The organism is Caloramator sp. ALD01 (assembly GCF_000472625.1).
GTDB classification, from domain to species: domain Bacteria; phylum Bacillota; class Clostridia; order Clostridiales; family Caloramatoraceae; genus Thermobrachium; species Thermobrachium proteoclasticum.
On the sequence record NZ_AXAA01000009.1, the window covers coordinates 1 to 22,000 of the forward strand.

General features: G+C 31.7%; 22 protein-coding genes. 3 read left to right on the plus strand and 19 right to left on the minus strand.

Annotated features, from left to right (window positions below):
• Window positions 1-101, plus strand: a 101-nt coding sequence (locus A3M9_RS14410; RefSeq protein WP_156897875.1) for a transposase, incomplete at its 5' end; no start/stop codon positions are given.
• Window positions 102-331: 230 nt separating this feature from the next.
• On the opposite strand, the gene ptsP is transcribed toward A3M9_RS14410, so the two are convergent.
• The 18 genes from ptsP to A3M9_RS14160 form a co-directional block, all read right to left on the minus strand.
• Window positions 332-2,041, minus strand: a complete 1,710-nt coding sequence (ptsP, locus tag A3M9_RS0105895) for a phosphoenolpyruvate--protein phosphotransferase (protein WP_027308402.1) — start codon at window positions 2,039-2,041, stop codon at window positions 332-334.
• Window positions 2,042-2,061: 20 nt separating this feature from the next.
• Window positions 2,062-2,322, minus strand: a complete 261-nt coding sequence (locus tag A3M9_RS0105900; protein ID WP_027308403.1) for an HPr family phosphocarrier protein — start codon at window positions 2,320-2,322, stop codon at window positions 2,062-2,064.
• A 44-nt stretch (window positions 2,323-2,366) separates the two neighbouring features.
• Window positions 2,367-2,876: a PTS glucose transporter subunit IIA gene (locus A3M9_RS0105905; protein ID WP_370882844.1), complete on the minus strand. Its 510-nt coding sequence runs from the start codon at window positions 2,874-2,876 to the stop codon at window positions 2,367-2,369.
• Between the two features lie 77 nt (window positions 2,877-2,953).
• Window positions 2,954-3,787 (minus strand): PRD domain-containing protein, encoded by an 834-nt coding sequence (locus A3M9_RS0105910; RefSeq protein WP_027308405.1) that lies wholly within the window; start codon window positions 3,785-3,787, stop codon window positions 2,954-2,956.
• Between the two features lie 150 nt (window positions 3,788-3,937).
• Window positions 3,938-4,576 carry a V-type ATP synthase subunit D gene (locus tag A3M9_RS0105915; protein WP_027308406.1) on the minus strand — a complete coding sequence of 213 codons (639 nt, stop codon included), beginning with the start codon at window positions 4,574-4,576 and terminating at the stop codon, window positions 3,938-3,940.
• Between the two features lie 2 nt (window positions 4,577-4,578).
• Entirely contained in the window at window positions 4,579-5,961 is a 1,383-nt protein-coding gene (locus A3M9_RS0105920) for a V-type ATP synthase subunit B (RefSeq protein WP_027308407.1), read from the minus strand.
• Window positions 5,954-7,726 carry a V-type ATP synthase subunit A gene (locus A3M9_RS0105925; RefSeq protein ID WP_027308408.1) on the minus strand — a complete coding sequence of 591 codons (1,773 nt, stop codon included), beginning with the start codon at window positions 7,724-7,726 and terminating at the stop codon, window positions 5,954-5,956. The genes A3M9_RS0105920 and A3M9_RS0105925 overlap by 8 nt, the downstream gene beginning before the upstream one ends.
• Window positions 7,727-7,730: 4 nt before the next feature.
• Window positions 7,731-8,054 (minus strand): V-type ATP synthase subunit F, encoded by a 324-nt coding sequence (locus tag A3M9_RS0105930; protein ID WP_027308409.1) that lies wholly within the window; start codon window positions 8,052-8,054, stop codon window positions 7,731-7,733.
• The gene (locus A3M9_RS0105935) at window positions 8,047-9,036 is read right to left on the minus strand and encodes a V-type ATP synthase subunit C (RefSeq protein ID WP_027308410.1); all 990 of its coding nucleotides are present in this window, start codon (window positions 9,034-9,036) and stop codon (window positions 8,047-8,049) included. The genes A3M9_RS0105930 and A3M9_RS0105935 overlap by 8 nt, the downstream gene beginning before the upstream one ends.
• A gap of 33 nt (window positions 9,037-9,069) precedes the next feature.
• A complete protein-coding gene (locus tag A3M9_RS0105940) occupies window positions 9,070-9,663 on the minus strand; it encodes a V-type ATP synthase subunit E (RefSeq protein WP_027308411.1) in 594 nt (197 codons plus the stop codon).
• A gap of 13 nt (window positions 9,664-9,676) precedes the next feature.
• Entirely contained in the window at window positions 9,677-10,183 is a 507-nt protein-coding gene (locus A3M9_RS0105945) for a V-type ATP synthase subunit K (RefSeq protein ID WP_027308412.1), read from the minus strand.
• A 14-nt stretch (window positions 10,184-10,197) separates the two neighbouring features.
• Window positions 10,198-12,108: a V-type ATP synthase subunit I gene (locus tag A3M9_RS0105950; RefSeq protein WP_027308413.1), complete on the minus strand. Its 1,911-nt coding sequence runs from the start codon at window positions 12,106-12,108 to the stop codon at window positions 10,198-10,200.
• Window positions 12,095-12,421, minus strand: coding sequence for a V-type ATPase subunit subunit G family protein (locus A3M9_RS0105955; protein ID WP_027308414.1), 327 nt, complete (start codon window positions 12,419-12,421; stop codon window positions 12,095-12,097). The genes A3M9_RS0105950 and A3M9_RS0105955 overlap by 14 nt, the downstream gene beginning before the upstream one ends.
• Before the next feature lie 130 nt (window positions 12,422-12,551).
• A complete protein-coding gene (locus A3M9_RS13290) occupies window positions 12,552-14,240 on the minus strand; it encodes a B12-binding domain-containing radical SAM protein (protein WP_051350618.1) in 1,689 nt (562 codons plus the stop codon).
• A complete protein-coding gene (locus tag A3M9_RS0105965) occupies window positions 14,152-14,751 on the minus strand; it encodes a hypothetical protein (RefSeq protein WP_027308415.1) in 600 nt (199 codons plus the stop codon). Before A3M9_RS0105965 ends, A3M9_RS13290 begins: the two co-directional genes overlap by 89 nt.
• 74 nt (window positions 14,752-14,825) lie before the next feature.
• A complete protein-coding gene (locus A3M9_RS0105970) occupies window positions 14,826-15,413 on the minus strand; it encodes a flavin reductase family protein (RefSeq protein ID WP_027308416.1) in 588 nt (195 codons plus the stop codon).
• Between the two features lie 5 nt (window positions 15,414-15,418).
• Window positions 15,419-16,138 carry a zinc dependent phospholipase C family protein gene (locus A3M9_RS0105975; protein WP_027308417.1) on the minus strand — a complete coding sequence of 240 codons (720 nt, stop codon included), beginning with the start codon at window positions 16,136-16,138 and terminating at the stop codon, window positions 15,419-15,421.
• A 65-nt stretch (window positions 16,139-16,203) separates the two neighbouring features.
• Window positions 16,204-17,610, minus strand: a complete 1,407-nt coding sequence (locus tag A3M9_RS14160; RefSeq protein ID WP_051350619.1) for a sorbosone dehydrogenase family protein — start codon at window positions 17,608-17,610, stop codon at window positions 16,204-16,206.
• A gap of 305 nt (window positions 17,611-17,915) precedes the next feature.
• On the opposite strand from A3M9_RS14160, the gene A3M9_RS0105985 reads away from it, so the two are divergent.
• Entirely contained in the window at window positions 17,916-19,031 is a 1,116-nt protein-coding gene (locus A3M9_RS0105985; protein WP_027308418.1) for an aminopeptidase, read from the plus strand.
• A 134-nt stretch (window positions 19,032-19,165) separates the two neighbouring features.
• A complete protein-coding gene (gene spoVB / locus A3M9_RS0105990) occupies window positions 19,166-20,653 on the plus strand; it encodes a stage V sporulation protein B (protein WP_027308419.1) in 1,488 nt (495 codons plus the stop codon).
• A 457-nt stretch (window positions 20,654-21,110) separates the two neighbouring features.
• Here the strand turns inward: spoVB and A3M9_RS0106005 are convergent, their stop codons facing one another.
• Complete coding sequence (locus A3M9_RS0106005) at window positions 21,111-21,998, minus strand: RluA family pseudouridine synthase (protein WP_027308420.1); 888 nt, start codon at window positions 21,996-21,998, stop codon at window positions 21,111-21,113.
• Between the last annotated feature and the right edge of the window lie 2 nt (window positions 21,999-22,000).

Below are 22,000 nucleotides of genomic sequence, written 5' to 3' on the forward strand. Positions count from 1 at the left end.
CTGAAGGCTTTAATAACAAAATTAAAGTTATTAAAAGAAATGCCTTCGGCTTTAAAAACTTTGATAGGTTTAGAAATAGAATTCTTCATTGCTGTAATTAAAGTAAATTATAATACCAAATTTTAGAAAACCAACTCCCGTTGGTCTTTTTGTCCTGCAATTTTTTGCAGGGGACTCTCCCCCATCCAACCTATCTTTATAAAATCACTCTCAAACAAGAAAGGACAGGCATTCTAATTGAATACCCGCCCCAACAATTGACAAAGAGCCAATAAAAAAACACCAATTGGTGTTAATGAAGGGGGAACGTAACCAATTGGTGTTTCTTACTTTATCTATTTACAAAATTTTGTATTTTGCTCTTTATCTCTTCAGAAGTTGCACACATTATAACTTCATCTGATAGTTTCTTTGCTTCTTCGTAGTTTAGGCTTGTTATTAACTTTCTTGCCTTTAGTATTGAGGATGCACTCATACTAAACTCATCAAGTCCAAATCCTAATAGAACTGGAATTATTCTTTCATCTCCTGCCATTTCTCCACACATACCAGCCCATTTTCCTTCTTTATGTGCATTGTCTATTACCATCTTTATTAATCTTAAAACTGCTGGATGGAATGGATCATATAGGTATGATATCTTTTCATTCATTCTATCAACTGCTACTGTATATTGAATTAGGTCATTTGTTCCTATACTAAAGAAATCTACTTCCTTTGCTAATATATCTGAAATAACCGCAGCTGATGGAATTTCTATCATTATACCTATCTCTACGTTGTCGCTATAGGCAATTCCTTCTGCCTTAAGTTCGTTTTTAACTTCCTCAACCACTGCCTTTGCTTGTCTTAATTCATCTACACCTGATATCATTGGGAACATTATCTTTAAGTTTCCATATACAGATGCTCTAAATAGTGCTCTAAGTTGAGTCTTAAATATGTCCTTTCTGTCAAGACATAGTCTTATAGCTCTATATCCAAGGAATGGGTTCATTTCCTCATCAATCTTTAGATATGGTAGCTTCTTATCTCCACCTATATCTAAAGTTCTTATAACAACCGGTCTTCCTCCCATTCCCTCTAAAACTGCCTTGTAGGCTTCAAACTGTTCTTCTTCTGTTGGAAGGCTGTCCTTATCCATATATAGAAACTCTGTTCTAAATAATCCTACACCCTCTGCACCGTTTTTAAGTGCTCCTTCAACGTTGCTTGGTGTACCTATATTTGCAGCAAGTTCTACCTTTCTTCCGTCAATTGTTATTGACTCAGCATTTACAAGTTTTGATAGTTCCTTCTTATACTCTACTAACTTCTTTTGCTTTTCTCTGTACTTTTGTAGAGTTTCTTCATCTGGATTTACTATTACAACGCCTTCATCACCATCTAATATCAACATATCACCTGTTTTAACTGTAGTTGTAACATTTGATAGTCCAACTACTGCTGGTATTTCAAGGGATCTTGCCATTATAGCTGAGTGGGATGTTCTTCCACCTATATCTGTGGCAAAGCCTAATACCTTTTCTTTATCCATCTGTGCAGTATCTGATGGCGTTAAGTCATTTACAACTATTATACATTCTCTATCTATTTCTGCAATTGATGCAGTCTCAATTCCCATTAATATGTTTATTATTCTCTTGCTTACGTCTCTTATGTCTGCTGCTCTTTCCCTCATATATTCATTATCCATTGACTCAAACATTGAGATAAACATATCAGCAGTTTGTTTTAATGCATACTCTGCACAGATTGATTCTGATGATATTTGTGCTTCAACTGCACCAATAAATTCTGGGTCTTCTAACATCATAAGATGTGCTTCAAAAACCTGTGCCTTATCTTCACCTATTTTTTCCCTAGCTATCTCTTTTATTTTTTCAAGTTGCTCCTTTGCAGTAGCTACAGCATTTTGTAATTTTGTAGTTTCAGCCTCTATATTATCTATAGCTCTTCTCTCTATTTCTACTTCTTTATCTACTATTACAAGTGCCTTGCCGATAGCTACTCCTGATGACGCAGCTATTCCCTTTAACATTTAGCTTCTCCTCCTTAGAATTATTCAAGGCCATTTAATATAAGGTTTGTAAGTGCTTCTATAGCTTGTGCCTCATCTTCTCCATTTGCCTTTATTACTATTTCTTCACCCTTCTTTGCAGCCATAGTCATAAGGCTCATTATGCTCTTTGCATTGTATTCTTTTCCTGACTTTTCAATTGTTATAGCTGACTTGAATTTTGCAGCCTCTTTTACTATTATTCCTGCTGGTCTTGCATGTATTCCTGTTTCATTTTGAATAACTATCTTCTTTTCCATCATATTAACTACCTCCATTTATTTTATTTTTATCATTTATACACAAATTATTTCACCTTAACAGTTGCAACTACTGAATTTGAATTAACATCGCCACTATTTACAGTTAGCTCTTCAACCATATCCATATTTGTAATTAGCATAGGTGTTATAGTTGATTTTGCTTTTTCCTTTACTAAATTTAAATCAAATACAACTAATTTGTCTCCCTTTTTAACTTTGTCTCCCTCTTTAACAAAGGCTTCAAATCCTTCTCCTTGCATTTGTACTGTATCAATACCAATATGAAGAAGTATTTCAAGGCCTTCCTTTGTCTTTAATCCAACTGCGTGCTTTGTTGGGAAAACTTGAACTACTTCAGCATCGCAAGGTGAATATAAAACACCTTCCTTAGGTTCAATTGCAACTCCATCACCAAGCATTTTTGAAGAGAAAACTTCATCTGGAACATTTACAAGTTCTACTACAGTACCAACCATATGTGCATTTAATTCTATCCCGTTGTTTTTCTTTTTGAAAAAACCAAACATTGTAATTACCTCCCATTTTTTGAATATTTTAAAATTAAAAAGGCATAAGCTAATAAAACCTTGCGGTTTTATTAGGCTCATGCCTGATCGAATCAGTAACACGCCTATGAATTAGTTTTAATTCTACCAAGGTGAACTGCAATATACCCTATTTCATCTTCGGGTACCTTTTTATCTAACTTTTTTTCTATAATTTCACAAGCCCTCTTTGAAAGCTTGTATTCTTCCTTGAGCTGTCTTTTGATAGAACCCAATAATATATTTTTAATTGGTTTATTGTTTTCAATTCTATAGAGTGCGTATCTTAGATGAGATATCAATCTAATATAATCAAGGGATTTTTCATCTATTTTTATATTTAACTCCCTCTGTATAAAATCTATCACATCTTTTACTATTTCAGTATATTTTAATGTTTCACCAACTGTTTGATTTACTTTTGCAGAATAAATATGCAATGCTATAAAGCTTTTTTCCGACTCTGGAAGTTCTACTCCTATTCTTTTTTTTACAAGTTCTATAGCTTCCTCTGCAATTGAATATTCTGTAGGATACATAGTTTTAATTTCCATCTCAAAGGGATTTATAATATTTATTCCTTCCTTTAATCTGGTTATTGCAAAGTTAATATGGTCTGTAAGCCCAATGTGAATATGAGGATTTAATTCAGTACCTAATCTTTCTCTTGCAAGTTCAATTATTTCTTCAGATACTGCAATTATTTCATCATTTACTGTCTTTAATAATCTGTCATAGTTTTCTTTATGTTCATTTGTTATTTGAATAAATTTTTGTTCTATTATGTCCTTCTCAGTTATAGGGTCACCCTTCTTCTTACCAAACCCTATTCCCTTACCTGTAAGAACAAAAATTTCATCGCCCTTTTGTGTTATAACAACATTGTTACTCAATACTTTAGTAACTACATACCCTTCCATAATCATTACTCCTTATTAGGATACTACTATTTTAATAAAAATAAAATAAAAATTCAACACCTTTTTATTTACAAAATTGAGAAGTATATAAAAAACATAAATTAGTGCCATGAACAGTTTTGTTCATAGCACTAACATAAACACCAAGATTTAAACTCCTCTTTGTTCCATCATAGATTTTACCTTCATAAGTCTTGTTAAGTTACCTCTTTCATTTTCTTCAAGTTTCATTGTTATATATTTTATTGTTTCTTGAAGTTGAGGTATCATTACATATTCAAGAGCATTAACTCTTCTTCTTGTCTTTTCAATTTCATCAGCCATAAGCTGACAAGACTTTTCTATCTCAGCAAGTTCTAAAAGCTGTGGAAGGATATTATAAAGTTTATTTATTGCACCGTCAAGCTCTGCAGTAGTTAATGCATATCCATATGGGTATATACTTGCACCCTCTGCTCCTTCTCTTATAAACTTCATAACCGGAACGTTTACACTCATTATATTCTTCTTTGCTATTTCAAGGTTTATTGTTTCACTTGGCATAATTATTGATTCTTCAAGTATTTCAGAACCCATAACTGCCTTTGCCATCATAAACTCCTTTAAAGATTCTGTTAACTCTTCTTCTACTTTAATTCTAAGTTCATTGTTCTTTTTTATCAAATCAATGAACTTTTTCATTAATTCATCCTGCTTATCCTTTAAAAGTTTATGACCTCTCTTTGCTACAACCAAACGCTTTTTAAGCTTAGATAGCTCCATTCTGGTTGGGTTAACATTTAATCTCATACCTATTCATCCCCTTTTTTAGGCAAGTACTTCTCTATATACTCGTCCCTAATTCTCTTTAGTTCTGACTTAGGTAATATTGATAGAAGTTCCCAACCAATATTTAAGGTTTCTTCTATGCTTCTGTTTTCATATTCTCCCTGTGATACATATCTCTTTTCAAACTCATCTGCAAACTTTGCATAAAGCTTATCTATATCTGAAAGTGCAGATTCTCCAAGTATTACCGCAAGCTCTTTAGCTTGTTTTCCTTGAGCATATGCAGCAAAGAGCTGGTTCATTGTATCTGCGTGGTCTTCTCTTGTTTTACCCTTACCAATACCCTTATCCTTTAATCTTGATAGGGATGGAAGTACATCTATTGGAGGCATTACTCCCTTTCTGTATAGCTCTCTACTTAATATAATCTGTCCCTCAGTAATATATCCAGTAAGGTCTGGGATTGGATGTGTCTTATCATCTTCTGGCATTGTTAATATTGGTATTTGTGTAATTGATCCTTCTTTTCCTCTAATCTTACCTGCTCTTTCATATAGAGTTGAAAGGTCAGTATAGAGGTATCCTGGATATCCACGTCTACCTGGAACTTCCTTTCTTGCAGCAGATACTTCTCTTAAGGCTTCGCAGTAGTTTGTCATATCAGTCATTATAACAAGTACGTGCATTCCCTTTTCATAGGCCAAATACTCTGCACAAGTTAATGCCATTCTTGGAGTTGCAATTCTCTCAATTGCAGGGTCATTTGCTAAGTTTATAAAAAGAACTGCCCTATCTATAGCTCCTGTCTTTTTAAAGTCTGATATAAAAAAGTCTGCCTCTTCAAATGTAATACCCATAGCAGCAAACACAACCGCAAATTTACTCTCTGCATTTAAAACCTTTGCCTGTCTTGCAATCTGTGCTGCAAGGTTTGCGTGTGGAAGACCTGAACCAGAGAATATAGGTAGCTTTTGTCCTCTAACAAGAGTGTTTAGTCCATCTATTGCTGATATACCTGTTTGAATAAATTCTGATGGATAGTCTCTTGCCACAGGATTTAATGGGTTACCATTAACATCAAGTCTCTTCTCTGGAATTATCTTAGGACCTCCATCCTTTGGTCTTCCAAGTCCGTCAAAGACTCTTCCAAGCATATCAATTGAGACACCAAGTTCAAGCGTCTTTCCTAAAAATCTAACTTTACTATCCTTTAAATTAATTCCTGCTGAGCTTTCAAATAGCTGAACAAGTGCTTTATCTCCGTTTATTTCAAGTACCTTACCACGTCTTATTTCACCTGTTTGAGTTTCTATTTCAACAAGCTCATCGTAGACTGCCCCTTCTACTTGATCAACAAGCATAAGTGGACCTGCTACTTCTTTTATAGTTCTATATTCCTTAAGCATTTACTTCTCCTCCCTTCACAAGTATATCCATCTGCATATGAAGTTCTGAGGATATTTCATCTATTTTTGCCATTTCTGCTTCTGGTATATATTTTGCTCTTGCTATCTTTTCACGTACAGGAAGAGAAGTTATTTTACTTAAATATACACCCTGCTTTAATGCTTCTTGTCCAAGATGATAAAAATCTAATATTAGTTTTAACATCTTTAGCTGTTTTGTTAGTGAAGCATATGTGTCAACTTCGTGGAAGGCATTTTGATGTAGGTAATCTTCCCTTAGTGACCTTGCAGCCTCTAAAGTTAATCTATCCTTCTCTGATAGTGCATCTATACCTACAAGTCTTACTATTTCTTGAAGTTCTGCTTCCTCTTGAAGAATCTTCATAGCTTCTCTTGTCATTTCACCCCAGCCTTTATGCCCTTGCTCTTCAATATAATTTGATATCTTATCTAAGTACAGAGAATAACTCAATAACCAGTTTATAGCTGGGAAGTGTCTTCTATATGCAAGGTTTGAATCAAGCCCCCAGAATACCTTAACTATCTTAAGCGTAGCTTGGGTTACTGGTTCTGATAGGTCTCCTCCTGGAGGTGAAACAGCACCAACAACAGTAAGTGCTCCTATTCTTTCATCACTTCCAAGACAGTAAACTTTACCAGCTCTTTCATAGAATTCTGCAGCACGTGAAGTTAGATATGCTGGATATCCTTCTTCACCTGGCATTTCTTCAAGACGTCCTGACATTTCTCTTAATGCCTCTGCCCAACGTGAAGTTGAGTCCGCCATTATAGCAACTGAATATCCCATATCTCTAAAATATTCAGCAATTGTTATACCAGTATAAATTGATGCTTCTCTTGCTGCAACCGGCATATTTGATGTATTTGCTATTAAAACAGTTCTTTTCATAAGTGGTTCACCAGATTTTGGATCCTTAAGCTCTGGGAATTCCATAAGAACGTCTGTCATCTCGTTTCCACGTTCTCCACATCCAACGTAAACAACTACTTCTGCATCTGCCCATTTAGCAAGCTGATGTTGTACAACTGTCTTACCACTTCCGAATGGCCCTGGGATACAAGCTGTACCTCCCTTTGCAACTGGGAAGAAGGTGTCTATAATTCTTTGTCCTGTAAGCATTGGTTCTGCTGGTGGAATTTTGCCCTTATAAGGTCTTCCCTTTCTTACAGGCCACTTTTGCATCATAATTATATCCTTAATCTCTCCCTTTGGAGTTTTAACCTTTGCAATAGTTTCAACTACTGTAAATTCACCTTCGTTTATTTCTACTATTTCACCCTCAACTCCGTAGGGAACCATTATTCTATGTTCAATTATAGTTGTTTCTTGAACAACCCCTATAATGTCTCCTGCAACAACATAGTCTCCAACATTCCTTGTTGGTTTAAAGTACCACTTTTTTTCTCTATCAAGTGATGGGACTTCAACACCTCTTGTTATAAAATCTCCTGCAACCCTCATAACAGCATCAAGAGGTCTTTGAATACCATCAAACATAGCTTCTATAAGCCCAGGTCCAAGTTCAACTGAAAGAGGTTCTCCAGTTGTTTCAACTGGTTCACCAATTCCAAGACCTGATGTTTCCTCATATACCTGAATAGAGGCTCTATCCCCTCTCATTTCAATAATTTCACCAACTAATCTTCTATTACCAACCTTAACAACGTCAAACATCTTTGCATTTTCCATTCCCTCAGCAATAACAAGAGGACCGGAAACTTTAATAATTCTACCGTACTTCAAGCTATCAACCTTCCTTCTTTGATAATATATCTACACCGACAGCTTTTTCTACATTATCCCTAATCTTTGCAAGACCTATTCCAAGGCTTCCTTGAGTACCAGGGATTAATATAACTGCAGGAACCATTTGATTTTGATATCTAAGTAGTGTTTCCTCCATATCCTTTGCATATGTTTCAGTTAAAAATATCAATCCGTAGCCTTCCCTTGCCATTACATCAACAGCCCTAATAGCTTCATCTACTGTTTCAACTGCTTTTACAGTCATACCAAGGGATAAAAAGGCTATTACTGCGTCCTTTTCTCCTACAACTCCTATCTTATACATATATATCACGCAGCCTTTCCCTTATCGTATCTGCACCAACACCGTTCTTCTTTCCTGTTAATATAATTCTTAATACTTTAATTTCATTTTCTTTTGCATAGATATATGCAACTACTGGTTCTGCCCCAAAGCTAATAAATTTTGAATTTTTTAGAACACTTATTAAATAGTTATCAGCCATTTTTTCAATTCTTCCTAAATCCTTTGTTTTTATATATTCCTCTAATCCTTCCTTTAACCATTTAAAGTGTTCTGTGTGGAATACCTTGTTTGAAAAGTTTTCTATATCTTCAATAAAATTATTTATAAATACGTCAAGGTCAACCTTTCCACCCTTTATTAGTACCTTGTTTAAAAAATCTCTTTCTCTATTTTGTTCCTTTGCTCTTATAAATGTTCTAATATTATAAACATCTATAAGTAGCTGAATATAATCCTTAATAAAACTAATTCTTGTTTCCTTTGCTATTTCAAGCTGCCTTTTAAACATTGCAGCATCAATAATTATGTCTATATCCTGCGGATTTTTGTTTGAGTTATATTCATCAATTGCCTTAAAGACAGCATCTCTGTAAACTTCATATAAATCACGTAAATTGTCGTCCTTAAAAATATCCTTTAATTTACTTACTTCTATTGTACCAGCATCAATCAATATACTGTCTAAATCCCTTTGTAAAAACCTATTTTTAACTAAGGTTTTTATATTGTGGGCATCATACTTTGTTCTAAATATATCTACTACCTCTACTACTGGGCAAATCTTGACCATTTCTCTATAAAAATCTTCTAATGCCTTCTTTAAACCATCTTCATATGATGGCATATTAATATAATCTCCATAAACACTATCCTGTAATATTCTTTTTGCTTCATTAAAATCCTTTGCCTCAAGTAGAGTTTCAATCTTTGCCCTATCAAGCATCTTTGTTTCAAGAACCTTAATTCTTGCTATACATTGAGCAAATATAGTATTATCCATTACTCACCCTCCTTTTATAGAACTGGAGGCTATTTAAAATAACATTGAAGCAATATCTGCCTCAAGCTCATCCCTTAAACCTCTAATTAGTGCTTCAAAGGTACAATTAATCTCAAGTCCATTCTTTCTTAATATAAATCCTGAAGAGATATTAGCATATTCGCCATTTAATCTTAAAAGACCTCTCTTTCCCTTTGATACTAATTGTTTGTTTATTTCATCAAGATTAATCTGTACCCTATCCTTATCTTTAATTGAAAGTACAATTTCCTCTTCTCCTGTTTCTACATTATTCAAAATCATTCTATTAATTAAATTTGAATATTCTTCCTTTGACATACTATCTATTTTTTTTATCACTTCATTTAAGATTAAATCTATTGCCTCCTGCTTTGCTTGAAGAACTATATTTCGTGCATCAAGCTCAGCTCTTGCAATCATTCTCTCCTTTTTATCCTTACCATCCTTCTGTGCCTTTTGTCTTAATTCATCCTCTATTTGAGTTGCCTTTATATTCGCAGCTTGTATAATTTCTTCTGCCTTTTTTCTTGCTTCTAATTCTATTTCTGAGGCCTTTATCCTATCTTCACTTAAAAGCCTCTCCTTTAGGCTATCTATTCCATTCATTTTAGCCACTCCCTTATAGCTTTATATTAACAATCATTAATATTGAAGTTATAAGTGCAACAACGGCATATGTTTCAACCATAACTGCATAAATAACTCCATTGAACATCTTTTCTGGTCTCTTTGCAAGAATTTGAATACCTGCTGCTGCTGTTTTTCCTTGTGAAATAGCTGAACTATATCCTACAAATGCCATTGGTAGTGAAGCCATAAGTAACATAAAGCCTTGACCTAAAGTAAGATTTACCGGATTTCCTGATAGTATACCTATCTTGTTTAATATAATTAGAGCTGTAATAAAACCATAGAAACCTTGGGTACCTGGAATAACTTGAAGTATAAGGGATTGACCGAACTTTTCTGGATCTTCTGTAATTAGGCCTGCTGCTGATTGACCAACAATACCAACACCCTTAGCTGAACCAATTCCTGCAAATAATGCTGCAAGTGCTGCACCAAGAAGTGCAAAAATTAAACCTCCATTTTGTTTTAAAAATTCAACGAATGTTGTAAATTCCATAATTGATTCCTCCTTTAAATTTCTTCTTTTACTTTTATAAATTTTGTTGATATTTTTAAAGGCTTAAATGCCTTTCCGCCACCTTGATAGAACTTACCAAAGAATTCAAGATATTGTAATCTACAAGTATGAACAAATGTTCCAAGTGCACCTATTAAAAAGTTAAATGTATGTCCTGCTATAAATATGATTGGTCCAAATATAAAGGCTACTGCACCTTTTCCTAAAAGACCTATCAACAAATTAAAGGACCACCCTATTAGCCCTGAAGCTAAGCCTAATGCTAATAGTCTTGAGTAAGATAGGGCATCTCCTAAATAACCAGTCACTCCATATAATCCATATAATCCTCCAAAGAATTTGCCAACAAGTGTCTTGTTGCTTCTTCCTTGGGTTAATAAAAGTCCTAATGCACTTGCTATTGATATAATTTGTGCTGGTTTTCCTCCACCAAGTAGAAGCCAAATTAACCCTGAAACCAAACCATACCAAAAGAATACATCAAATATAGCATCAAGAATCTTTCCTTCTTTGATTAATTGGTATGCTTTAACTCCTAAACCTACATAAAGGTGGATTATACCAAATACTATTGAATATTTTAAAACTGTCATCGGATCAGCTACAGGGTCAACCCATAGCGGTTTCATTTTAATAATACCACCAAAGAAACTTCCATATAAAACACCAAATACTACTGTAGGAACACTTACTAATGCTAAAAGTTTAATCATCTTCTTCAATGAATCGCTCAAATCGGCCTTAAGAAGTAAAAATAAACTTACTGCACCAAGCAACAATCCGTAACCAACATCAGCCATCATCATTCCAAAGAATAGTAGGAAAAATGGTGCTAATACTGGTGTTGGATCTACTTCATTTGGAAGCGGTAGTGCATACATTTCTGTAATTGCTTCAAAAGGCTCAATCAAAGGATTATTCTTTAATAATACCGGTGGGTTATCTTCCTCCTTTGCATCCTCTACTTCTAAATACACCTGAAGATTGAATTTATTTATAGACTTTTCAAGTATGCCAATTTTCTCTTCAGGCACCCATCCTTGTAAAATAACAGATTTTTTTGTATTTATTATTTTTGATGTTTGTCTTTCAATTTCAAGCTGAGAACTAAAATAATCATATACCTTTTCTAAATCATCAAGGCTTTTTGAAAGCTTTACTGCTTCATTCTTTGTTTGTTCTTCTTTTGTTTCAATATCGCTAATCTCGTTAGTTAATTTAGTTATAATATTCTTCGGAGTATCCTCAAGCTCAAGTGTAAGCTTAGTAAAGCCATACTTCTTTAGTATTTCATATGCCTGATTATAGTCATCCATGTGGCATACTACAAAGATATTTAAATCCTGCTGCTTTTCTGATATCCTCTCTATGTAGATGCCATCTATGTTTTTAAATTCATTTAACAATTCTGCCTCATATTTTTTAGCTACAGTACCTATAAAGTAGGATACTCTCTTTAACTTATTAAGTTCCTCTAAGGATACATCAAGATTTTTCCAAACCTCATAATGTTCAATTTGTAATTCAAGCTTTGATTTTTTAGCCTTTAGATTATTTATTTCTTCTTCAAGTGATTTTGCACTGCTGCTTAAATCCATCCAATTAAAGGTATTTGCAAAATCTTCAAACTTTTCAGCATCCAATACTTCTCTCTTTTGCAATATTCCCTTTTTATTATCACTAAAGGCTCTTAGAAATTCATATGCCTGCTTTACTCTATTAAAGTTAAATTCAGTTTCAGTTATTGTCTTATTTTCAAAGGCTACTCCTTCTAACTCTTCCTTTACTATTTCCCTAAGGTCAATAACCTCAACTGCAGATGCCCTTTGAAGAGCCTTTAAAATCTTGTATTTGTCTTCCTTAGCACCTGTTATGGTTACTTTTTTCATTTTAACTATTGCCATAACTATTCACTATCCTCTCGATAACCATATTTACGGCTCTTTCCATCTTATCCTTTGGTATATTTGTTATCTCTTGCTTTTTTCTTTCTGCATCAGCTATCATTGGCTCAATTTGATTTTTTGCTTCCTTTTCAAACTTTTCAATTACCTCTTTGTAATAAGCTTCAGCACTTTCTTGGGCTCTTTGTTTAATATTTTCTGCTTCATCCTTTGCATTTTTTAAAATATCATTTGCCCTCCTTTGTGCCTCTTTAATTAATTCTTCCCCTTGCTTTTCAATTTCACTAATTTTCTTCACTACATCAAGAGCCAAAGTATCACCACCTTCATTATTGAATATTTAAAAAATTTTAACTTTATTATACTAAATTTTTTTGAAAAATAAAAGTCAATTTTTGTCGATTTTCATTATATTTTTTAGTTTTTTTCATATTTACATTTGTTTATACCAATTCTTTCAAACTTATTGCATAATGTCCATTATTTTTTAAATCAAATATCACTAAAAAATCAGAAAAATTAAATTCTATACTTCTATTTATTTTTCTTGCATCTAAGGACATTGGCAAAATTAAAAGTCCCTTTAAATTACTTAAACTTAAGGTGTTAACTATCCTTTCTTTACATATTTTAATTTTTGTTTCCACATCTTCATCTATGCGCTTCTTTAAAAATTCTGGTAAATTTGTCTTCTTTGTGTTGTACAAATAATCATATATTAGCAAGTCCTTTATTGTGTTTCCTTCAAAACGATTTATTAAAAAATTAAATATTTGAAAAAATTTATCCTGTAATCCTATGCTTCTTTCAAAAAATCCATTTTGTATTAAGTAATCAGTTAATTCTTTAAAGAAAATATAATAATCATCTATATAGCTAAAAACATAATTAAAGGTTCTTTCAAATATATGACTGTTATAGTAGGTTTCAAAAACTTCTTCAAACTTTAAAAGATAGTTTATTTCTGAACTACTTAAAGTGTTTGTTTTTAATACTTGATACGGGGCATATCCACAATATTTTATACCATATTTATCCTTATCATAATAAATGGGTGAACCCTTTAGTACCTTTAGAAAACCTATTTGCAATTCATCTGGATTTATACTCATTACATCATTAAAGGATTTTCTAAAAGAGTTTATATCTTCCTCAGGAAGACCAACTATTAAATCTAAATGACAATGAATATTACCTATTTGTAGAATTTTATTTATATTGTCCTTTACCCTTTCAAAATTCATTTTTCTATTTATGTTTTCAAGAACTTTTATGTTCGTAGTCTGTACTCCTACTTCAAACTGGAAAAGGCCTTCCTTTGCCATCTTTAATATTTCTATATCCTCATCCTCCAACAAATCTGCAGCTATTTCAAAATGGAATCTTGTAGTTGGAGATAATTCAATTAGGTATTTCCATATCTCCCTTGAAAAATTTTTATTGGCATTAAAGGTTCTATCAACAAATTTGACAAGCTTTACATTATTGTCGATTAAATATTTCAATTCCTTCTTAACTAAATCTAAGCTTCTAAATCTAACTCTTTTATCTATTGAAGACATACAATAGCTGCATCTAAAGGGACATCCCCTTGAGGCTTCATAATAAATTATTTTATCTGGTATCTCATCTTCATATGGAAACTTAATGCTGTCTAAATCAGTTATAGTTTCTGCAAAACCTGTATCAACTATATTTAAATTTTCTCTATATGTTAAACCCTTTATACTCCTTAATCCTTCTAAACTATTTAAATAAATAGAATCTATAAGTGGCTTTATTACCTTTTCTCCTTCACCTTTTATAATAAAATCAATAAAGTTATATTTATTTATTAACTCTATTGAATCAAAGGATACTTCAGGTCCTCCTAAAACTATCTTAATATTTTCATTTATATTTTTAATTATATTTGCCACCTTTAATGTGTTTTCTATATTCCAAATATAGCAAGAGAATGCTACTACATCAGGATTTTTAATCACTATGTCAAAGGATATATTTAAGATATCTTCATTTATCGTAGATTCATACAATTCAACATCATAATCCTCTATTTCTCTTTTTAAATATCTTATTGCCAAATTTGAATGAACATATTTTGCATTTAATGCTGCTAATATAACCTTCATTTTTAACCTTTGTTTCCTCCCCTTTAAATTCTGCTTCTACAAATAATATTCCTTGATTAATTAAACTATTTTTTATTATGAAACTATTATTTTCTAAAACCTTGATTATGTCAAGGAATTTTATACTATAAGGTTTAAAGTAAACCTTAATTGGTAATTTAATCAATCCAATATCAGATTCAACATTAAGTTCGTATTTCGATACCAATTTATTCCTTTCAACTACATCCCATATATAAATTTTGCTATCTTTATCAATTACTTTAGTTATGACTTTTATAATTTTATTAAATTTAAATTTTGTAATCCCCCTTGATAAAACAAAGAAAAAAACACAGGAATTATATACTATGTTTTTATTATCTATTTGTTGTAAATTTGATATATCCTTCTCAATATTACTATATTTAGAACTTATTATTTTATTAATGGCACTGTCTCCTCCATTACACACATCAATAATATTTTCTCCAAAATCTATATTTCTTATATCTACATATAATTTTTTCATCAATACCACCCCAACCCTTTATATATTAATTAAATTCAATTAAAAAAAAATAATTCCTGCCTTATAGGCAGAAATTATTTACTTCTTCTTTTATTTTTATTCTTTTTCTTTTCTACAGAAAAACCAAATTTACCTAAGCTTTTTCCAACAACGCAGTATTGTCCGTGATTGTAACATATAAGTTCTGCTTTATCTAAGTGTAATTTACCAGTATCATCTAATAATGTTTCATCAACATTTACTGCAACAACCTCAGCAACAAACATATCGTGACTACCAAGCTTAATAACATCCTTAACCTTACATTCCAATGAAAGCGGACACTCTTTAATTAAAGGAGCACTTACAATTGACGCCTTCTCCTTTGTTAAATTTAATACCTCAAATTTATCTACATCTCTTCCTGATTTTACACCACAATAATCAGTTGCAAAGGCAAGATTTTTGTTAGGTATGTTTATAACAAATTCACCTGAATTTTTAATAATATCATAGGAGTATCTTTCTGGGCGTATTGAAATAGAAACCATAGGTGGATTAGTACAAATAGTCCCCGCCCAAGCTATAGTTATAATGTTATCTACCCCATCATAGCTACAGGATACTAATACTGCAGGTACAGGATAAAGCATCGTACCTGGCTTCCAAGTAAGTTTAGACAAAACAATCACTCCTCAGATAAGTTTTTTAGTTTTCGTACATCATTGAAAAACTTCAGCATAAGTCCCGCTGTTGTCCTTTGGGCCAATTTTAATATAACAGAAGTTATTTTATAATAACGTAGTTCTTCATTCAACTCATTTTTAAACTTATTATAGGTTCTTATTGATGAATTTGCATTAAATTCTATAAACTCCTTTATAGATTTAAAATATAGACCACCATCATAGGCATTAAAACTGTCGTGGTGTCTGTATGTTTTTATTATCCACTGCTCGTATTTTCTATGACTATCAAGTAATTTTACATTAACGTGCTGAGGTACAGTAACATCTTGGATTAAATGACAGGCTGCCCCAAGATAAAAATATGCCTTATCCTTATCTCCCTTTTTAAATTTAGTTAATGCTCTTGCATAATAGTAGGAACATTCCTTTAGAGCATTACTACATCCATAAAGACCTTTACTCCTTTGTGGATTATAAAAATGATTGCTGCTTTTAAAATCCTGATCAGCCCAAACAACACCCTCATTTATTTTATCAATATTAAGACTCATCTCTCTATAGGCATAATCATAACCATCATTTTTTAAAATTGTTAGGGCTTGATTGTTTATATACTGGTGTACTTTACACTCAGTTTTAATTATTCTTTTTTTAATAGGATTTACAGCCTTTAACATTCCCTTAAATATAGTTGAATAGGAATTTTCTATAAACTTCATATCTCATCATCCCTGTGTATTTTTATATTTATTTTAATCCTTTTTAGAACAATTATCCACCACTATTATTTAGTTTTTCTAATTTGAAGTATAAGTATTACAATCAAAGCTATAACTACTGTTCCAATTAAATACTCAACAGGGATGTATATTCTATTTAAACTGTGCTGTTTCTCTTCTACTTTTTCAACACAATATATACAGCCATTTCCTTTATCTAATATATATAATATACCATCTTTAGAGAAGCTGCATTGAATAGGTTCCTTTATTATTTTTTCTTCTTTATTTTTTATAAAGTCAACCAATAAATTGCCTTTTATATCATAGGCAACTATTTTTGCCTCCTCATTCTTTCCGCTTTTTAGAGGTATAAATAAATTACCAACATACCCAAAGGCATTTTGTCTTGAAATATCCATAGCCCCTATTCTTCCACTTTCATTAAATACTATTAGTGGCTTTGGTGGAGTTGTTGTTGGATGCATTTCCGTTATAAATTGAGGTTGTGATGCATTCTTAGGTTTGAATTTTTTTAAAGTAACAGGCTCTCCACCTTCATAATCTGGCCATCCAAGCCAATCACCTTTTTTTATTTCGTATATATAATCGCATCCATTCTCAATCGGTCTTTGACCTCTATTTTCCATACCCTGAACGGAAACATATGCTTTGTTATCGTGGGTAAATATTATATTTATAGGGTTTCTTATTCCATAAGCAAACAAATCAAGATTAGTAGAACCAACATAGGTTCTGTAAATACTTGCATTTCCAGGAGTTTTACCCTTTATTACAGAATCTTTACTCGACTGCATATTAAAGGGCATAAAAGCACCTGTTATAGCCTTATCGTTTTTTGATTCTGTCATAGGATTGGATGATTTAAAATTTATACCAGACAATACAACATCAACAGGATAAAAATCGTGAAAATACGGATTTTCCTTAAGCCATCCTCTTTCATAATTATCAAGACCAACAACACCAGAATTAGTGGCTGAACCTTGGCAGATATATAAATACCCATCATAACCTATTTGTATGCCATTATTTGAATAATCACCATAGCTTGGTAGACCAGTTATTATATCCTCAACTTTATTATCTATAACCTTACTTATCATTCCTTTGTGAGATACTAATAAATAGTCTTTGTAGACTAAAATTGATGTTATAGGATAATTAAACCCTTTTGCCCAAATTTCATTCTTTCCATTTTTATAGTACTTATTTATTACGACTTCACTTCCTATTCTTTCTGCTATATAAATATTTCCATTTGCATCAACTGCAAATGATGTTGGTTCAATTAAACCCTCTATAAGTTTTTTTACATTATATCCATCTTGTATTATAAGTTTATTTGTTATATCACTATTTTCTTCATTTACTCTTATCAAAAAATTTATAGATAAAATTCCTAATGATAAAACTAAAATTAATATGATAAATAAATTTTTGTTTTTCATCTTACTCCCCCTATATTCTATTCACATAAAATATATGAATAGAAATAAAAAAAAATGCCTTTATAGGCATTTTAAAGGTGGAGCTTTTAAATTTTTATGTTTAAGACCTTACGTTTTTCCAACACACTTTTATTATTTTAGCTAATTTTCGACAAGTTGTAAATAGTTTTTTTAAAAAATGACCATAATTTTTTATACAAAACTGAAATATTTCCTTCATAAAATTTAATATTATTTTTGTAAAATTTCAAATTTCGTGTTATAATAAATTTGCATATAGTATAAAGACAGGGGGTAACTAAAAAATGGTAGATCCAAGAATAACAACATTAGCCCACAATCTAATCAACTATTCTTGTAGACTTAAGGAAGGCGAAAAGGTTCTTATTGAAACAATAGGACTTGAACTTCCACTTGTTAAAGAACTTGTAAAGGAAGCCTACAAGGTAGGGGCTGTACCATTTGTAACAATCAAAAACAAATCTGTTGACAGAGCTATATTAATGGGTGCAACAGAAGAACAAATGAAAATGATGGCTAAATATGAAGCTGCAAGAATGAGTGATATGGACGCATACATAGGTATTCGTTCAGGAGATAACTCATCTGAGTTATCAGATGTTCCATCAGAAAGAATGGACCTATATTTCAAGTACTTCTGGAGTGAAGTTCACGGAAAGATTAGAGTTCCAAAGACTAAGTGGGTTGTATTACGATATCCATCACCATCAATGGCTCAACTTGCAAATACAAGTACAGAAGCCTTCGAAGATTTTTACTTTAATGTATGTAATCTTGACTATTCAAAGATGTCAAAGGCAATGGACGCATTAGTTGACCTTATGAATAAAACAGATAAGGTAAGAATAGTAGGACCTCAAACTGACCTTACATTCTCAATAAAGGGAATACCTGCAGTAAAATGTGATGGTAAGATGAACATTCCAGATGGTGAAATATATACTGCACCTGTAAAGGATTCAGTAAACGGATACATTACATACAATACACCAGCTGAATATCAAGGCTTTACTTATGAAAATATAAGACTTGAATTTAAGGATGGTAAAATTGTAAAGGCTACAGCAAATGATACAGAAAGAATAAATAAGGTATTTGATACAGACGAAGGTGCAAGATATATTGGTGAATTTGCTATAGGTGTTAATCCATATATAACTAAACCTATGAAGGATACACTATTTGATGAAAAGATAGCAGGTTCAATCCACTTTACACCTGGAAGTTCCTATGACGATGCATTTAATGGAAACAAATCAGCAATACACTGGGATTTAGTTTATATTCAAACACCTGAATACGGTGGAGGAGAAATCTACTTCGATGACGTGCTAATAAGAAAAGATGGTAGATTCGTAATACCTGAACTTGAGGGATTAAATCCAGAAAACTTAAAGTAATCTATAGACTTTTATTATTAAAAAGTGCCGCTTATAATAGCGGCACTTTTTATTTATGTTAGATTCTATTTTTCATAATAGAAAAAATTACACCATATTATTATAGTATGTAAAAATGTTTTTAGGGGTGTAAAATGCGTTCTAAGTTTTTTATAAACACTTTTATATTAACCTTATCAAACATATTAACAGGTGCACTTGCCTTTTTGTTTACAGTAATTTTATCTCGAGAAATAGGCTCTAAAGGAATGGGACTTTATCAACTTGTATCACCTCTTTATACTATGTTTCTCTTCTTTACAGGTGGAGGAGTTACAGTTTCTATATCTAAAATTAGTGCTGAAAAAAAGGCATTGGGTAAAACACGTGAACTATACAATACAATTAAAGTTACCTGCATATTTGAAATTATTTGGTCAGTTTTCATAACCACTATTCTTATTATTTTATCAAGTTTTGTTTCAAAAAATATATTAAGTGATGATAGAACTCAACTTAGCATACTGTGCTTCTGTCCCGCACTAATAATAGTTTCAATTTCTTCAGTATTCAAAGGAGTTTTTTATGGATATCAAAGAGTAGTAGAACCTGCCATAATCGATGTTTTAGAGAAGGCAATTAGAATACTTAGCATATATCTATTAATTCAAATTTTTAAGGGATATGATATAAATATTAAATCAGCAGCTGCCTATATTTCTCTATCAATAGGTGAATTATCAAGTTTACTCTTTTTAATTTTATGCTTTATAAATTTTAAACGCAAAAATCCCCCAATGGGTAAATCAGATAACAGCCTCCAACTTTTATTTAATCTACTTAAACTATCAATTCCTCTTGCACTAAACGGAATTTTATCCACAATGTTTAGTTCGATAATTGCAATATTAATTCCTAAAAGGCTACATATTGCAGGTATACCCTATGAAGAATCAATTTCTATGCTGGGTAAGCTTCAGGGTATGGCTATGAACGTTGTATTTTTCCCTGCTATAATAATTTCTTCCTTAAGTACCATATTGATTCCTTCTCTTTCTGAAGGAATTGCCTTCAAAAGCTATAAAACATTAAATCATAGAATTAACTCTACCATTAAATTTACTATGGCTGTTGCCTTTGCATCCTGTGCAATTTTTTTAAACTCATCAAGAGAAATATCTATGCTTATATATAAAGATACTTCAGTAGGAAGCTTAATATATTATTTATCCTTTGGCTTACCAATTGTATATTTTGAAATCCTTAGTTTTTCAATATTAAATGGATTAGGACGACAATTTAATTTATTAATTAATTCAATATTAGTTTCTATTATTGATATCACGTTAATCTATTTTTTAATGGCAATACCAACCATAAATATATATGGATATTGTATTAATTTTGCTTTATCAGCCCTCATAGGTTTAATTTTAAATATGAAATGTATTTATAAAACTCTTCAGTCGTTTAATTTTGATTTATATAAAAATATAGTTATACCTCTTCTTATTGGAATACTTATTTATATCTTAGGTTCAATACTTAAAACTCTTCTTTCTGTACAGCTTTTTATATTGATATGCTATATGCTCTATGGAATAATTTTCATTACTATACAAAAATTAAGCTTCTCCAAATAAAAGGGGGAAGCTTTTATTTTTATGTATAAACTTTGGATTTTAGCAAAAAATACAAATAGAATTTTTAAAGGAGGTGTTCCTATGTACAATTTAACTCCAAATATCGGATGGGGCTGGTGGCTACTTTTACATATAATAGCAATACCATTACTTCTATATTGGGGTGCATCAATGAGAAGAAATAAAGGAATAGAATAGAATAGAAAGGAGAATGATTTATGTATACACCAAGAATGGGCTGGACTTATTGGATTATACTACATCTTATTGCTATACCACTTACAGTTTATATTGGAACATTCTTTAAAAATAGAGAAAGAGTTAAATAACAAAAAAAGAAGAGCGAGTGCAAGCGGCTCTGCCACTTTTTCTCAACGCGCATCTCGCTCTTCCTACTTTATATAAATTATACTATACAATTTATTATAATTCAACGAAAAATTATATACAATTTACTTCATTTTTCGATATTATTAATCAAACTTTTTATATCATTTGGTATATCTGCCACAACTTCAATTATATTTTCTTGTCTAATACTCTTAAATCTTAATTTATATGCGTGAAGTGCCTGCCTATTAATCAATGAACTCTCTTTTCCATATAAGGTATCTCCAACTAATGGATGTCCTATATGACTAAAATGAACTCTTATCTGATGAGTTTTTCCAGTTTCAAGCCTTATTAAAACTAAACTCATATCCTCTGAAGATTTTAATACTTCATAGTGGGTAACTGCTCTTTGCCCTGACTCTAAAACTTCTCTTTTTATCGAATCCATTGATGGTCTACCTATTGGTAAATCAATAGTACCTCTTCCCTCAATACATCCTTCTACAACAGCAATATAATATTTTTCAACCTCATCCCTGTCCATTTTATTAGCCATCTGCTGGTGTGCAAATTGACTTTTTGCAATTATAACAAGCCCTGAAGTATCTCTATCTAATCTATTAACAAGTCTTACTATTGAACTTTGATTTGTATTTTTAAAATAATTCATAACAGCATTTGAAAGAGTTCCATTTGGATGACCCTTTGTAGGATGTACAACCATAAAGGGCGGCTTATTCACTATTAATAAGTCTGTATCTTCATATACAACATCAACAGGAATATCCTCAGGAAGAATATCTTGATTTTCTTCTGCTTCTAATATAACTTCAATCCTATCATCTAATTTTAAAACATAGTCCATTTTTATAGGCATATCATTTACTAATATATTACCCCTTCTTGAAAGTTTACGAATCAATCTTGTCGACATACTCTTTTCATATTTTAAATAATTTGATATCTTTACGCCTACTCCATTATCTTCTACCTTAAAAACTAACTTGTTCATAC